Below are 12,819 nucleotides of genomic sequence, written 5' to 3' on the forward strand. Positions count from 1 at the left end.
CGGCATGGTCGCGATCGGCCTGTCGGCGGGGGCCGTGGCACGGGTCCGGTTCGCCCTGTCCTGCCTCTGGGAGGCGGTCGCCAGCGTGCGGGTGCTCCGCGACCCGGGCCAGCACGCGATCCACCTGCCCTGGGCGAACCGGGTCCGGCCGCGCCTGGCCGAGGCGGGGCTGGTCAGTCCGGGCGGTGGCCTGCTCTGGCACCTCGTCCCGCCCGCGCCCGGATACCTGGCCGACTTCCTCACCCCGCCGCCCGCCGGCCTGGCCCCCGACCTCGGGCAGGAGTTGGCCGCGCTGCGCGCCACCCCGCCGGAGACCGTCCGCGCCCACCTGGACCTCTACCCCGGCCCGCGGCCTCCGGCCCTGTCCGCCCTCCACGCCGATCCGGAGGACGGGCTGCACCGGCTCGCCGAGGAGATCGAGGCGTACTGGCGGCTGGCCCTGGCCGGCGACTGGCCCCGGATCCGGGCGCTGCTCGAGGCGGAGGTGTTCCGGCGGGCCCGCCTGCTGGCCGAGGACGGCGCCGCCGGGCTGCTCAACGACCTGCACGAGCGGGTCCGCTGGGAGGACGACGCCCTGCTGATCAGCCAGCGGCACTGCGCCGCCCCCGACGTGCCGGACGGCAGCGGGCTGGTCCTGGTGCCGTCGGTCTTCGCCTGGCCGTCCGTGCTCAGCATCTCCGCCGGGGACGTGCCGCAGCTGGCGTACCCGGCGCGGGGTCTCGGCGCGCTGTGGGCGTGCCCGCCGACCGCGCCGGACGCGCTGGGTGCCGTGCTCGGCCGGGGGCGGGCGCGGCTGCTCGCGGCGCTGGACGCGCCTCGGTCGACCACCGACCTGGCCCGGCGCACGGGTCTCTCCCCGGCCGGCGTGTCGCAGCATCTCACCGCGCTGCGCGCGGCGGGCCTGGTGGTGACGCATCGGCAGGGCAGGTCACTGCTGAGCAGCCGGACGGCGGTCGCGGAGGCGCTGCTGACCGCGTCGGCGTGAGCGGCGCAACCGGACACCAGGAACAGAAAGGCTCGTCACCGGACTCCGGTGACGAGCCGTCTGCTCATCGAACTGGTGGGCGATACTGGGTTTGAACCAGTGACCTCTTCCGTGTCAAGGAAGCGCGCTCCCACTGCGCCAATCGCCCTCGTCTACTGCCGAGGTGGAGACGGGATTTGAACCCGTGTACACGGCTTTGCAGGCCGTTGCCTCGCCTCTCGGCCACTCCACCGAGGTTGCCCCCGACATGCGTGGCGGCATCTCCGAGCGGACGACGGGACTCGAACCCGCGACCCTCACCTTGGCAAGGTGATGCGCTACCAACTGCGCTACGTCCGCATGCCCCCGGTTGTTACCCGGCGACGGATGAGAACTTTAGCCGAGCCGGGGAACGGTTGCCAAATCGGGTCCCGTTCCGGGCGCGTCCGGGTGATGGCCCGGCTCATCCTCGCCAAGCTTCCCAGAGGGGCGGGAGCCGGGCGAGGGAATATCGATTACCGACACGCCGGGCGGGACTGTCCGGCTTCCGACTGTCGGGGGTACGACCGGCCGCGTCGGTAACTCCTCGTGGTCACATCGATGGGTTACGGTAGCGATCGTGACGAGACGCGCCGCCGAAATCCGCCTGGATGCCCTGCTTCGCACGGCCTGTGACGTGATCGCGGAACGTGGACTCGCCAACACCCGCACGGCCGACGTGGCGGAGGCCGCCGGGGTCAGCCAGGCGCTGGTCTTCTACCACTTCGCCACCAAGGACCGGCTGCTCGCGCAGGCGTTCGCGTACGCCGTCGAGCAGAACTTGGCCCGGCTCGACGCGGTGCTCCGCTCCTCCGCCCCGCCGCTGACCAAACTGCGCCGGATGCTGCGCCTCTACGCCCCGACCGGCCGGTCGACCTCCTGGTCCATCTGGATCGACGGCTGGTCCGAATCGCTGCGCACCCCGGAGCTGGAGAAGCTCTCCCGCCGGCTCGACCTGCGGTGGCGGCAGGACCTCGCCGCGGTGATCACCGCCGGGGTCGCCGACGGCACCTTCGACTGCCCCGACCCGGCGGGCGCGGCGTGGCGGATCAGCGCGGTGATGGACGGCCTCGCCGTGCAGCTCGCGGTGCACGAGCGGGTGATCACCCGCCGGCAGATCGCCGAGTGGATCCGGCTGGTGGCCGCCCGGGAGCTGGGCCTGGAACCCGCCCAGCTCGACTGACCGGGCCGCTCACCGCGGTCCGCTGGGCCACCCGCTCACCACCGCCTCGCCCTCCGTGATGAACCGGTCACGCGTACCCGCGAAACGTCCGGGATCGCCGACGGGCGGCGTCGCGGCGTACGACAGAATCAGCCGGTGTCCGACCTGTCCGCGGCCTTCGTCCGGCTGCACGCCCGGCTCGCCCCGGTCGCTTTCGTCCCCGAGGTGCGGCTGCACCAGGCCGACGAGCCGATCGGCCTCTGGGAGCTGACCGAGGGCGAGTTCCACAGCGCGCAGCCCCCACCGTTCTGGGCCTTCGCCTGGGCCGGCGGGCAGGGGCTCGCCCGGTACGTCACCGACCACCCCGACCTGGTCGCCGGGCGGCGGGTGCTCGACCTCGCCGCCGGCTCCGGCCTGGTCGCCATCGCCGCCGCCCGCGCCGGCGCCGCCGCCGTCCGGGCCGTCGAGGTGGACGAGCGGGCCGTCGCGGCCGTCGCGCTCAATGCCGAGGCCAACGGGGTACGCGTCGACGCCGAGCTCGGCGACATCCTCGACGACGACGCCGGGGACGCCGAGGTGGTGCTGGCCGGCGACGTCTTCTACAGCGAGGCGATGGCGCGGCGGATGCTGCGCTTCCTGCTCCGGGCCGCCCGATCCGGGGCCCGGGTGCTGGTCGGCGACCCGGGCCGGGCGTTCCTGCCCCGCGAGCGCTTCCACCGGCTGGCCACCTACGACGTGCCGGTGCCGGAGGCGCTGGAGAGCGTACGGGTGAAGCACACCACGGTGTGGGAGTTGAATCCGGCTCCGCCGGGAGCCGCCCACTAGCGTGACGGCGTGCTGTTCCGGGGCTGGGGGAAGTCCGTCGACGGCGGATGGCCCGAGGTGGCCACCGTGGTCGACCACGTCGGCGTGCCGCACCTGGTGGTGACCCGGCACGCCCTGATCCGGCAGCTGCTCACCGACCCGGAAACCTTCCGGCCGGACAACGCCCTCGACGCGGTGACCCCGATCCCGGTGGCCGCCCTGCGGGTCCTCGCCGGCCACCGGTTCCGGCTGCCCCCGACCCTGGCCAACAATTCCGGGGCCAGCCACCCGGAGATCCGCGGCATCGTCGCCGACGCGCTGCACCCCACCCGGGTCGCCGCGCAGCAGCCCTGGCTGACCGACCTGGTCCGGCGGCGGGTGGCCCGGATCGCCGCCGCCCTCGACGCGGGCCAGCCGGTCGACCTGTACGCCGAACTCGCCGCCGACCTGCCGCTGCTGGTGCTGGCCCGCCTGGTCGAGTTGCCGGACGCCCCGGTCGGCGCGGTGAAGGACTTCGCCCGGGCCGCCCTGGAGCTGTTCTGGGCCCCGCTGGACGAGGATCGGCAGCTCGCGCTCGCCGCCGAGGTCGGCCGGTTCCACACCGTGCTGCGCGCGTTCGCCGCTACCGGCGGCGGGCTGGCCGCCCGGCTGCGGGACGCCGGGCACTCCCCCGACGTGGTCGTCGGCGCACTCTTCTTCCTGCTGGTCGCCGGCCAGGAGACCACCTCGCAGTTCCTCACCCTGCTGCTGCACCGGCTGGCCGGCGAACCCGCGGTCCGCGCCGGGCTGCGCACCGGCGAGATCCCGGTCGCCGACGTGGTCGAGGAGGGGCTCCGCCTGGAGCCACCGATCGTCACCTGGCGGCGGGTGGCGGCGGTGGACACCACGCTGGGCGGCACCGCCGTCGCCGCGGGCACCAGCATCGTGGCCTGGCTGGCCCGGGCCGGACGGGACCCGGAGGTGGTCGCTGCGCCGGGCGAGTTCCGGCCCGGGCAGCGCGGCTCCCGCCGGCACCTGGCCTTCGGGGCCGGGGCGCACCGCTGCGTCGGGGCGCAGTTGGCCCGGATGGAGGCGGCGGTGGTGGTCGCCGAGGCGGCGCCGCTGCTCGACGGGGTGATCGTGGTCCGCCCGCCGTGGTGCCCGGACAACCTCACCTTCCGGATGCCGGACGCGTTCGTCGTGCGCCGGGCCTGACGAAAGTCAGGGTGGGCCGACGCCGATCGGCAGCGGTGCGGCCACCCGCCCGCTGCCTAGCGTCGGAGCATGATCACACTACGTGGGTTGACGAAACGGTTCGGGACGGCGACCGCGGTCGACGACCTGACCGTCGACATCGGACCGGGGCAGGTGACCGGCTTCCTCGGCCCCAACGGCGCGGGCAAGTCCACCACCATGCGGATGGTGCTCGGGCTGGACCGGCCGACCGCCGGACGGGCCCTGGTCAACGGCCGGCCGTACCGGGAACTGCGGCATCCGTTGCACGAGGTGGGCGCGCTGCTGGACGCCACCGGCATTCATCCGACCCGCTCCGGCCGGTCCCACCTGCGGGCGATGGCCCGCAGCAACGGCATTCCGGCACGGCGGGTGGCCGAGGTGCTCGACCTGGTCGGCCTGGACGGGCGCGCCGCCGACAAGCCGGGACGGGCGCTGTCGCTGGGCATGGGCCAGCGGCTCGGCATCGCCGGCGCGCTGCTCGGTGACCCGCCCGTGCTGCTGCTCGACGAGCCGGTCAACGGCCTCGACCCGGACGGGGTGCGCTGGATCCGCCGGCTCACTCGGACCCTCGCCGACGAGGGACGGACCGTCCTGCTCTCCAGCCACCTGATGAGCGAGATGCAGCAGACCGCCGACCGGGTCGTCGTGCTCGGCCGGGGCCGGCTGATCGCCGACGCTCCGCTGGCCGAGCTGATCGCCGCCAGCCCGGCCGCGTCGGTCCGGGTACGCGGCCCCGAGCCGGCCGGCCTGGCGGCGCTGGGCGCCCGGCTGACTGCCGAGGGGGCGACGGTGACCGGGTACGACGCGGACGGGCTGACCGTCACCGGCGCCGCCGCCTCCCGGGTCGGTGACCTGGCGTACGAGCTGGGGGTGCGGGTGCACGAGCTGACCCCGCTGGCCGCCTCGCTGGAGGAAGCGTTCCTGGAACTCACCGCCGACAGCGTCGAGTACGCCGCCGGCCCGGCCGGAAGCGAGACCCGATGAGCACCCTGTCCACCGTCCCGCCGACCGCCCGGCCGGCGTCCCGGCCCGCCCCGACGACCGGCCCGTTCGCCGGCGCCGTCGCCGCCGAATGGACCAAGCTGTGGTCGGTCCGGTCCACTTGGTGGACGATGCTGGCGGCGGCGCTGACCATGGCGGCCACCGCCGCCCAGCTCGCCATCTACGCCGTCAACGCCAACACCGACGACGACCCGGCGGTCAACCCGGGCGTGCTCCCGGTCGGCGACATCGTGACCGGTTCGCTGGAACTCACCCAGTACGTCGTCCTCGCCCTCGGGCTGTTCGCCGTCACCAGCGAGTACGCCACCGGCACCATCCGCACGACGCTGCGCTGCACCCCGTCCCGGGGCCGGGTGCTGCTGGCCAAGGCGGTGGTGGTCGCCGTCGTGACGTTCCTGCTCGGGCTGCTGCTCGGCGGCATCGGCGCGGCGGTCGCCGGGCCGGTGCTCGGCGAGTGGGGTCGCGCCCCGCTCGCCGGCACCCTCGGTGACGTGACCGCCTCGGCCGCGTACCTCGCGCTGGCCGGCGTGCTGGCGCTGGGGCTGGCGGCGGCGCTGCGCGGCGCGGTGCTCACCCTGACCGTGCTCTTCGCCCTGCTGATGATCGTGCCGCTGTCGCTGCAGGAACCGGGGATCACCGTGCTCACCCGGCTCGCCGACGCGTTCCCCGGCGTCGCCGGCAACCACTTCCTCGCCGGCGACACCGAGCCGTACCCGGCGGCGGTGGGACTGCTGCTGCTCGCCGGCTGGGCAGCCGCCGCCCTGGCGCTCGGCCGGTACGCGCTGGCCCGCCGGGACGCGTGAGCGAGCAGCGCGAGCGAACCAACGAGCTCGGCAGGGCCCCTCGCGCCGCCACGGAAGCGGGGGCGTGAGCGAGGGCGGGGCTGGTCACCCGGACGGCGGGACCAGCCCCGCCTCGTACGCGAGGATCGCCGCCTGCACCCGGTTGCGTACGTCCAGCCGGGTGAAGATGCTGGTCAGGTAGCTCTTCACAGTGCCCTCGACGAGGTGCAGCCGGCGGCCGATCTCGGCGTTGGACAGTCCCGCCCCGACCAGGGCCAGCACCTCCCGCTCCCGGTCGGTCAGCCCGGCGAGGCGGTCCCGGGCGGACGGACCCCGGGCCATCCGCCCGCCGCTCAGCTCGATCACCCGGCGCGCCACCCGGGGCGACAGGTACGCCCCGCCGTCGGCCACCGCCCGGATCGCGGCGAGCAGTTCCCGGGGATCACCGGACTTGAGCAGGAACCCGCTCGCCCCGTGCCCGAGTGCCCGGGCGATCAGGTCGTCCTCGCCGAAGGTGGTCAGCATGAGCGTGGCGGTCTCCGGCACCAGTCGCCGGATCTCCTCCGCCGCGCTGATCCCGTCCCACCGGGGCATCCGGATGTCCAGCAGCGCCACCCGCGGCCGGTGGGCGCGGACCAGTTCCACCGCCGCGCGGCCGTCGCCGGCCTCGCCGACCACCTCGATCGCCGGGTCGGCCGCCAGGATGGCGCGTACCCCGGCGCGGACCATCGCCTCGTCGTCGGCGAGCACCACCCGCAGGGGGCGCCCGTGGTCGTCGGTCACCGCGCGATCCGCTCCTTGCTGGCCAGCCGGCCGTCGGAGAAGCAGAGCCGCCAGGTCGGCTCCGCGAAGGGAAAGTTGCCGTCGGTGTAGTACTCGCAGGTCCCCGGCTCGTCCGCCGTCGGCGGGGCCGCCTGCCGCCGGGGCAGCCCGAGACCGTCCCGGGGGTCGCCGACCTTCAGCCGCTCGTACCCGGCCCGGTCGAGCACCGCGCCCGCCGTGGCGAGCGGGTAGTAGACCAGGGCAAGCACCAGCCCGAGGACGACCGGGGCGCCGAACGCCGTGAGCAGGCTGTGCCGCACCCGGCGGCGGGCGTCCCGCAGCCGCCGTTCCGCCTCGCCGGCCCGGTCGCCGGCCGGAACCGCCACGATGCCCCGCCGCACGTCGGCCGCCCCCCACGACCCCTCCCCGCCCGGCGCCGGATCGGGCGGAACCGGCAGGCCCTTCCCGCCCGGCTCCGGGTCGGCCGGCAGCGGCGCACGATCCACGCCGGGCGCCGGGTCGGGGGCCAGCGGGAGCCGGGCCCGCACCGCGAAGCCACCGGCGCACGGACCCGCGTCGAGGACCCCGCCGGCGAGCCGGGCGCGCTCGCGCAGGGCGAGCAGGCCCGAGCCGTGCGAGGCCGGCCCCGGCAGCGGATCGGCCGACGGCCTGGCGTTCACCACGCTGACCGCCACCTGACCACCGGTCCGGTCGACGGTGACGGTCACCGGGGCGCCGGGCGCGTAGCGGGCGGCGTTGGTCAGCGCCTCGCGGACGACCCGGTGCACGGTGTGCCCGGCCAGCGGGGGCAGCGCGTTGACGTCGGCGGCCACCCGCAGCGCGACCGTCATCCCCGCGTCGCGGGCCCCGGCCACCAGTTCCGCCACGGTCTCGTCCGCCGGGCGCAGCGAGCCCGGCCGGTCCTCCCGGAGCACGCCGATGATCTCCCGCAGCCGCTCGGTGGCCGCGGCCACGCTGGCGCGCAACTCCCCGGCGGCGGCCCGGTGCGCGGGGGCCAGGTCGGCCGCCACCTCCAGCGCGGCGGCGCGCAACGCGATCAGGCTCAGGTCGTGGCCCAGCGAGTCGTGCATCTCCTGGGCGATCCGGGCCCGTTCCCGCAGCCGGATCCGGTCCACCGCGCTGCGCCGCTCCCGCTCCTCCGCCTCGGCGTGCCGCCGCTCGGCCCGCGCCAGCGCCCGCTGCTGCCGCCGGTGCCGCCCGAGCAGCCAGGGGAACACCCCGGCGAAGAGCAGCACCGAGGCCAGCAGGAACCAGGTCGCCGGCTCGGTGCCGAGCAGCCCGAGGTTGACCGCGCTCCCGCCGACCGCGATGGCGCCGAACACGGCCGCCGCCCGCCCGGTGCCGGTGCCGCGCCGCCCGGCGAGATAGCTGAACACCGGGATGGCGAAGACGAAGTTGCCGTCGAGCAGCGAGCCGATCACCACCGCCACCAACGCCGCCAGGGGCAGCCGGCGGCCGAGCGCCACCGCGAGCGCGAGCAGCGCCAGGGACCCGACCAGCAGCGGCACCGCGAACCGCGGATAGGGCGGGGTGACCCCGGCGTACGCCACCGGCGCGGACAGCGCCGCCCACAGCAGCAGGTCCCCGACCCACCGCCGGCCGTTCGACCCGCCGTCGGGATCCGGGCGTCCCGCCGGCCACCAGCGCAGTTTCACGGCGGCCAGGCTACCCACGGGCGGCCGGACCGGGCACTGACGAAAGTCAGGTGCTCAGCCCGCGTCCTCGGCCCAGGCCCGCCAGTCGTCCAGCACCCCGTACAGGGCGGGGGTGAGCCAGCCCGGGGCGGACCGCCGGAACACCCCGGGGTCCATCGACCCGGCACCCATGGGCACCGCGCCCAGCAGGTTCGGCACCAGCTCGGACAGGTTGAGCCAGTGCACCAGCTCCGGCTCGGCCGGCCAGGCGCCGATGACCACGCCGGCAGGGATCGCCCGGCGTTCCAGCGCCTCCAGGGTGAGGGCGGTGTGATTCAGGGTGCCGAGCCCGGCGCGGGCCACCACCACGGCCGGCGTGCCCAGCGACACCGCCAGGTCGGCCACCGTCCAGGGCTCGCCCGAGGGCCGCAACCCCATCGGTACGAGCAGCCCACCGGCCCCCTCCACGAGCACCAGGTCGTGCTTGTCGATCTCCTCGCGGATCGCGTCGACGGCGGTGTAGAGCTCCAGCGGCTCCAGCTCGGCGACCCGGGCCGCGGCGAGCGGGGCGAGCGGATCCGGGTAGCTGGCCAGGGTCCGGCCGGTGAGCGGGGCGGCCAGCCGGGTCACCGAGTCGACGTCGCCGGGCTCGTCGGTGGCCGTACCGGTCTGGCCGGGCTTGACCACCGCCACCCGCAGCCCGGCGGCCTGGGCGGCGGCCGCGATCGCCGCGGTCACCACCGTCTTGCCCACCCCGGTGTCCGTCCCGGTCACCAGCACCGCCCCGGTCCAGCCACCCGTCATGAGCCCTCCTTCGTTCGCGACTGCGGGGCTCGCAAACCCGACTCGCTCCTCGCGCTCAGGGGCGCACACTCCAGGATCACGTCGAGGGCTCGCTCGAAGTCCGCCCGCGTCACCCCGGCACTGATGGTCAGCCGGAGCCGGGAGCGGCTGTCCGGGGTGGACGGCGGCCGGAAGCAGCCCACCGCGACGCCCCGGTCCCGGCAGTCGGCCGCCCACGCGGTCGCCGCCTCCGGGCTGGGCGCGGTCACCGACACCACCGCCGCGTCCGGCGCGGAGACCTCCAGCCCGGCCCCGCCCAGCGTGCGCACCGCGACAGCGGCCCGCGCGGCGAGCTCGGCGCGCAGCCCGTCGTCGGCCCGGGCCAGGCCGACCGCGGCCAGGACGCCGGCGGCCACCGCCGGGGGCAGCGCGGTGTCGAAGATGAAGGTCCGGCCGGTCTCCACCAGGTGTCGGACGAACTCCGCCGGCCCGGCCACCAGGCCGCCGGCCCCGCCGAGCGCCTTGGAGAGGGTGGCCGTCACCACCACGTCCGGTTCGCCGGCCAGCCCCGCCGCGGCCACCCCGCCGGCCCCGGCCGGTCCGGTCACGCCGAGCGCGTGCGCGTCGTCCACCAGCAGCAGGGCACCGTACCGGCGGGCGACGGCGTGCAGCGCGGCCAGCGGGGCAAGGTCGCCGTCGACGGAGAAGACCGATTCGGTGACCACCACGGCGGGCCGGCCCGGGGCGGCGGCGAGCGCCGCGGCCACCGCGTCGACGTCGGCGTGCGGCGTCACCACGGTCTCCGCGCCGGAGATCCGGCAGCCGTCGATCAGCGAGGCGTGGTTGTGGGCGTCGGAGACGAGGAGCGTACGCGGCTGCACCAGGCCCCGGACGGCGGCGAGGTTGGCCAGGTAGCCGGAGGAGAAGACCAGCGCCCGGTCGGTGCCGAGCCAGTCGGTCAGCGCGTCCTCCAGCGCGTGGTGCAGGTCGGTGGAGCCGCGCACCAACCGGGACCCGGTCGCCCCCAGCCCGTACGCGGACAGAGCCTGTGCGGCAGCGGCGACGACCTCCGGGTGGGTGGCCAGGCCGAGATAGTCGTTGCCGGCCAGGTCGACCACGGCATCGTCGGCGGCACGCGGACGCAGCGTACGGGTGAGCCCCGCCCTGGCCCGCAGCTCGGCGCGGCGGTCGAGTGCCGCCAGCCAGTCCGCCACCGTCCCGTCCCTTCCCGCCGATCGTCGCCGCTCGGGCGCTTCCGCCGGGCGAAGTTACCACCCGGCTCGGCGGCCCCGGCGTGGCGCGGGCCCGGCTCGCCGAGGCCGGTCGATCCCTGCTCGTAGGCCCCGGACTCGGCCGTTTCCGCCGCCCGAGCGGCCTTGTAGGGTACGAGCCATGCCAGAGATCCTCGACCAGGCCCGGACCCAGGTGCTGGAGAACGGCGTCGGCCTCGACGAGGCGGGCGTCCTCGCCGTGCTGAACCTGCCCGACGAGCACCTGCCCGCCGCGCTCCAGCTCGCCCACGAGGTACGGATGCGCTGGTGCGGCCCCGAGGTCGAGGTCGAGGGCATCGTCTCGCTGAAGACCGGCGGCTGCCCGGAGGACTGCCACTTCTGCTCCCAGTCCGGCCTGTTCACCTCGCCGGTCCGCTCGGTCTGGCTGGACATCCCGGCGCTGGTCGAGGCGGCGAAGCAGACGGCCGCGACCGGGGCGACCGAGTTCTGCATCGTGGCCGCCGTGCGCGGCCCGGACGCCCGGCTGATGAAGCAGATGCGCGAGGGCGTGGCCGCCATCAAGGCGGAGGTCGACATCCAGGTCGCCGCATCGCTGGGCATGCTCACCCAGGAGCAGGTCGACGAGCTGGTCGAGATGGGCGTGCACCGCTACAACCACAACCTGGAGACTTGCCGCTCCTACTTCCCGAACGTGGTCACCACGCACTCCTGGGAGGAGCGCTGGGAGACCTTGAAGATGGTCCGCGAGTCCGGCATGGAGGTCTGCTGTGGCGGCATCCTCGGCCTGGGCGAGTCGGTCGAGCAGCGCGCCGAGTTCGCCGCGCAGCTCGCCGAGCTGGACCCGCACGAGGTCCCGCTGAACTTCCTCAACCCCCGCCCCGGCACCCCGCTCGGCGACCGTCCGGTGGTGGAGGGCAAGGACGCGCTGCGCGCCATCGCCGCGTTCCGGCTGGCCATGCCGCGCACCATCCTCCGGTACGCGGGCGGCCGGGAGATCACCCTGGGCGACCTGGGCACCCGGGACGGCCTGCTGGGCGGCATCAACGCGGTCATCGTCGGCAACTACCTGACCACGCTGGGCCGACCGGCGACCGACGACCTGAAGCTGCTGGACGACCTGAAGATGCCGGTGAAGGCGCTGTCGGCGACCCTGTAGAGACCCGGTGAGGACGACGTGACCGAGCTTGTCGAGCCCGCGGCGGCGCAGCGCTGGTGCGACCGCTGCGGTGAGCCCGCCGACGCCGGCGCGCACGCGGCCTGCCAGGCGGCGCGCGAGCTGGAGCCGCCGCGCTACTGCACCCGCTGCCGCCGGCGGATGAAGGTGCAGGTCGTGCCGACCGGCTGGTCGGCGGTCTGTGTCGAGCACGGCGAGAGCCGGGGCTGACGTGCTGCGCGGGCGGGCGGTGACGTTGCGCACGGCGACGGACGCGGACGTGCCAGCCCTCGCCGAGATCCGCGCCAAACCGGAGGTCCGGCGCTGGTGGCGCGGCGACGACGACCTCGCCGAGGCCGTCCGCGCCGACCTGGCCGACGACGACCTGACCGTGTACGCCATCGAGCACGACGGCCGGGTGGTCGGCGCCATCCAGTGGTACGCCGAGACCGACCCCGACTACCGCCACGCCAGCCTGGACATCTTCCTCGACCCGGCGGTACGCGGTGCCGGCCTCGGCGGGGACGCCATCCGCACCCTGGCCCGACACCTGGTCGACGAGCACGGTCACCACCGGTTCACCATCGACCCGGCCGCGGCGAACACCGCGGCGATCCGCGCGTACGCCAAGGTGGGCTTCCGCCCGGTGGGCATCATGCGGCGCTACGAGCGCGGCGCGGACGGGCGCTGGCACGACGGCCTGCTGATGGACCTCCTCGCTCACGAACTGTCCGACTGAGTCACGTCCCAGACCAGGTGGCCGTCGGGCCGGCGGCGGGCCCCCTCGGCGGGGCGGTGCGGGCTGAGCCGGCCGTCCGGCATGAGGTGCCGCACCGGCACCCCGCGGCCGAGTGCCGCCACGTCGGCGATCAGCCGCCGGTGGCAGCGCCACCAGACGCTCTCGCTGCACATCACCGCCGTCGTCCGGCGGGCCGCGTCGGCGAGCACCTCGTCCAGGGCCGCGTCGAACTCCGGCGTACGGGTGTACGCGGCATACGCCCGGAACGCCGCGACCGTCCACCAGATGTCCGGCTCCGGCTCCCCGGCCGGGACGTGCCGGCGGCCGCCGAGGCGGGGCTCCCAGCGGTAGTCGATGCCCCGCTCCGGGAGCCAGCTTTCCAGGGCCTCCCGCCGCACGTCCGGGTTGGTCCGGCTGGCCGGGTACCGCCGCACGTCCACCACGAGCGCCACTCCCGCGCCGCTCAGCAGGTCGCCCAGCCGCTCCCGATCGGCCGCCCCGTGCCCCACCGTCAGCAACACGCACCC

Annotated in this window: 14 protein-coding genes and 3 tRNA genes; 9 read left to right on the top strand and 8 right to left on the bottom strand. The window is 75.6% G+C overall.

Going from position 1 to position 12,819, the window contains the following annotated elements:
* Nucleotides 1–4 precede the first annotated feature (4 nt).
* A complete protein-coding gene (locus ACY34I_RS13605) occupies nt 5–985 on the top strand; it encodes an ArsR/SmtB family transcription factor (RefSeq protein ID WP_462755296.1) in 981 nt (326 codons plus the stop codon).
* 73 nt (nt 986–1,058) lie between these two features.
* Here the strand turns inward: ACY34I_RS13605 and ACY34I_RS13610 are convergent.
* The 3 genes from ACY34I_RS13610 to ACY34I_RS13620 all read right to left on the bottom strand — a co-directional run bounded on the left by ACY34I_RS13610 (nt 1,059) and on the right by ACY34I_RS13620 (nt 1,324).
* A tRNA-Val gene (locus tag ACY34I_RS13610) sits at nt 1,059–1,133 on the bottom strand.
* Nucleotides 1,134–1,146: 13 nt separating this feature from the next.
* Nucleotides 1,147–1,217: transfer RNA gene (locus ACY34I_RS13615), tRNA-Cys, on the bottom strand.
* 34 nt (nt 1,218–1,251) lie between these two features.
* Nucleotides 1,252–1,324 (bottom strand) — tRNA-Gly (locus ACY34I_RS13620).
* A 259-nt stretch (nt 1,325–1,583) separates the two neighbouring features.
* Between ACY34I_RS13620 and ACY34I_RS13625 the strand changes: the two genes are divergently transcribed.
* From ACY34I_RS13625 to ACY34I_RS13645, 5 genes are all read left to right on the top strand, one after another.
* The gene (locus tag ACY34I_RS13625) at nt 1,584–2,186 is read left to right on the top strand and encodes a TetR/AcrR family transcriptional regulator (RefSeq protein WP_462755298.1); all 603 of its coding nucleotides are present in this window, start codon (nt 1,584–1,586) and stop codon (nt 2,184–2,186) included.
* 135 nt (nt 2,187–2,321) lie between these two features.
* Complete coding sequence (locus tag ACY34I_RS13630; protein WP_462755300.1) at nt 2,322–2,990, top strand: class I SAM-dependent methyltransferase; 669 nt, start codon at nt 2,322–2,324, stop codon at nt 2,988–2,990.
* Nucleotides 2,991–2,999: 9 nt separating this feature from the next.
* The gene (locus ACY34I_RS13635) at nt 3,000–4,163 is read left to right on the top strand and encodes a cytochrome P450 (RefSeq protein WP_462755302.1); all 1,164 of its coding nucleotides are present in this window, start codon (nt 3,000–3,002) and stop codon (nt 4,161–4,163) included.
* A gap of 69 nt (nt 4,164–4,232) precedes the next feature.
* Nucleotides 4,233–5,168 (top strand): ABC transporter ATP-binding protein, encoded by a 936-nt coding sequence (locus ACY34I_RS13640; protein ID WP_462755304.1) that lies wholly within the window; start codon nt 4,233–4,235, stop codon nt 5,166–5,168.
* Nucleotides 5,165–5,989, top strand: coding sequence for an ABC transporter permease (locus ACY34I_RS13645; protein WP_462755306.1), 825 nt, complete (start codon nt 5,165–5,167; stop codon nt 5,987–5,989). The genes ACY34I_RS13640 and ACY34I_RS13645 overlap by 4 nt, the downstream gene beginning before the upstream one ends.
* Nucleotides 5,990–6,073: 84 nt before the next feature.
* Here ACY34I_RS13645 and ACY34I_RS13650 read toward each other — a convergent pair whose 3' ends face one another.
* The 4 genes from ACY34I_RS13650 to ACY34I_RS13665 are packed head-to-tail and all read right to left on the bottom strand — an operon-like array spanning nt 6,074 to nt 10,382.
* Entirely contained in the window at nt 6,074–6,751 is a 678-nt protein-coding gene (locus ACY34I_RS13650; protein WP_148795200.1) for a response regulator transcription factor, read from the bottom strand.
* The gene (locus tag ACY34I_RS13655; RefSeq protein ID WP_462755309.1) at nt 6,748–8,406 is read right to left on the bottom strand and encodes a sensor histidine kinase; all 1,659 of its coding nucleotides are present in this window, start codon (nt 8,404–8,406) and stop codon (nt 6,748–6,750) included. The genes ACY34I_RS13650 and ACY34I_RS13655 overlap by 4 nt, the downstream gene beginning before the upstream one ends.
* Nucleotides 8,407–8,460: 54 nt before the next feature.
* Complete coding sequence (gene bioD, locus ACY34I_RS13660) at nt 8,461–9,189, bottom strand: dethiobiotin synthase (protein ID WP_462755311.1); 729 nt, start codon at nt 9,187–9,189, stop codon at nt 8,461–8,463.
* On the bottom strand, nt 9,186–10,382 hold the full coding sequence (locus tag ACY34I_RS13665; RefSeq protein ID WP_462755313.1) for an 8-amino-7-oxononanoate synthase: 1,197 nt from the start codon (nt 10,380–10,382) through the stop codon (nt 9,186–9,188). The genes bioD and ACY34I_RS13665 overlap by 4 nt, the downstream gene beginning before the upstream one ends.
* A 178-nt stretch (nt 10,383–10,560) precedes the next feature.
* On the opposite strand from ACY34I_RS13665, the gene bioB reads away from it, so the two are divergent.
* Genes bioB through ACY34I_RS13680 form a run of 3 tightly spaced genes read left to right on the top strand, consistent with a single transcriptional unit; the run spans nt 10,561 to nt 12,292 of the window.
* Entirely contained in the window at nt 10,561–11,556 is a 996-nt protein-coding gene (gene bioB, locus ACY34I_RS13670) for a biotin synthase BioB (RefSeq protein ID WP_462755315.1), read from the top strand.
* Between the two features lie 18 nt (nt 11,557–11,574).
* Nucleotides 11,575–11,784 carry a biotin synthase auxiliary protein BsaP gene (gene bsaP / locus ACY34I_RS13675; protein WP_462755317.1) on the top strand — a complete coding sequence of 70 codons (210 nt, stop codon included), beginning with the start codon at nt 11,575–11,577 and terminating at the stop codon, nt 11,782–11,784.
* Between the two features lies 1 nt (nt 11,785).
* Complete coding sequence (locus ACY34I_RS13680; protein ID WP_462755319.1) at nt 11,786–12,292, top strand: GNAT family N-acetyltransferase; 507 nt, start codon at nt 11,786–11,788, stop codon at nt 12,290–12,292.
* Here the strand turns inward: ACY34I_RS13680 and ACY34I_RS13685 are convergent.
* Nucleotides 12,274–12,813 (bottom strand): DUF488 domain-containing protein, encoded by a 540-nt coding sequence (locus ACY34I_RS13685; protein ID WP_462755321.1) that lies wholly within the window; start codon nt 12,811–12,813, stop codon nt 12,274–12,276. The two genes, ACY34I_RS13680 and ACY34I_RS13685, sit on opposite strands and share 19 nt — an antisense overlap.
* Between the last annotated feature and the right edge of the window lie 6 nt (nt 12,814–12,819).

This window comes from Micromonospora sp. RTBAU3-60 (genome assembly GCF_054963695.1).